This window comes from Mesotoga sp. HF07.pep.5.2.highcov (genome assembly GCF_003666285.1).
GTDB lineage: Bacteria > Thermotogota > Thermotogae > Petrotogales > Kosmotogaceae > Mesotoga > Mesotoga prima.
Genome location: NZ_JFHJ01000014.1, coordinates 1 through 1,537, shown reverse-complemented (window position 1 = coordinate 1,537; position 1,537 = coordinate 1). Strand labels below are relative to the sequence as shown.

At 44.1% G+C, this 1,537-nt stretch carries 2 protein-coding genes; both read right to left on the bottom strand.

Going from position 1 to position 1,537, the window contains the following annotated elements:
* Positions 1 to 971: ABC transporter permease (locus BG32_RS00340; protein ID WP_147434762.1), on the bottom strand; the 971-nt coding region annotated here is incomplete at its 3' end.
* On the bottom strand, positions 964 to 1,537 hold a 574-nt coding region (locus BG32_RS00335), incomplete at its 5' end, for an ABC transporter permease (RefSeq protein ID WP_147434761.1). The genes BG32_RS00340 and BG32_RS00335, both read right to left, overlap by 8 nt.

Here is a 1,537-nt window from a genome sequence, read left to right as displayed (position 1 = left end):
GACACAAATTCAATTCCAAGTGAATGCCTTATCAGCTCGGCCACATATTTTACTGGAAGGAATATGGATATTACTCTCAAATAGTCGGGCAAGAAAGAGAGTGGGAAATAGATTCCCGCAAAGAAAACCACGATCACCATCAATATACTCGCGGCGGCATCGGCAGTCTCTGGATTTCTGAACAACAATGTGAGAAACAGACCAAGCGCCATCATTCCAAGAGTCGAGGACAGAATCGATACTAGAAACGGAAGCCAGTCTATTTGAAAAGTAGTTCTGAACAATAGTCTGCTTACAACCAAGATGAGAACTATGGAAACCAGACTTACAAGAAATCTAGTAAGGGTGCTGCCAAGGACAAATGTGAAGGGCCTAAGAGGAGTAATTTTGAATCTATCAAGGACTCCCCTCTTACGGTATCTCCCAAAAACACTAATCACAGAAAACATCCCTGCCGAAAGAAGTGAGATGGCTATTACTCCTGACATTGTATAATCTGCGTCTGTTGCGTGAATTCTACCGGCTGTTTCGGGAATATTCTCCACGACTATGAAAGACCTGGCATTGTTGATTTCCTTCTCCACTGCGGCCGAAATGCTTGCTCGAGCCATTTCGATAGTGCTTTGCTGCTCTAAATTACCTTCCTGATGAAGATAGGTGATCTTCTCCCCGTTGAATATCATACCGAGAAGAATGTCTCCATTCTTGACAGCTTCCCCGATATCCGTTTCTCCGTCGTATAGACGCAGATTCCAGGCTCCGCTTTCCTCAATAACGGCGGAAATATCGTATGGTCCCGTCTGATACAGGCCAACTGAAACCTTTTGATAACTTTCGGACCCCCCGAAGAAGAATCCGAACAGAAGGAGAAATATCATCGGGTAGAAGAGTGTAAAGAAGATTTCCAATCTGTTCCTGAAAGCCTCCTTTGCAAAGGCAATGAATACCGGTTTAAGACTGTTCCTACTCATAGCCCATCACCTTCTTAAAGTTGATTACGAAAATTACGGTTGAAAAGGCTGTCCAAATGGTTGGCACTAAGATCAGCCAGAACAAAGAAACCGGTGCAAACTGATATCCCATTACCCTTCTGCTCAGTTCGACAAGATAGGTCGTTGGTAGAGCATACACCAACCAGCGAATTCCCCACGGGAGATGAAAGACGGGAAAGTAAAGACCACCAAGGAACATCATCAGCTGATATAAAGTCTGCCCAAGAACTGTCACAGTGGAGAGCTTCTTGGAGAAGGATGCGATCATCAGTCCGAAGGAAATCGTTACCACCATTGAGAAGAGAAGTGTAAGAATAAATCTGATATCCAGAATTGGACCTCGCACATTATATACAAAAATCGCAGTTAAATACAGTAAGGTCAAAGAGATCAGCATAGTGAAAATCAGCTTGGCGAAGTGACCCGCGAAGTATTCGAGGGGTTTCAAAGGCGTTGTGTAGAGCTTCTTGTTGACACCCGATACCCTGTATTGGATCAGTCCTATTGGACTGTTGAAAAGAGCTACCGAGAGGATCATCATCAAG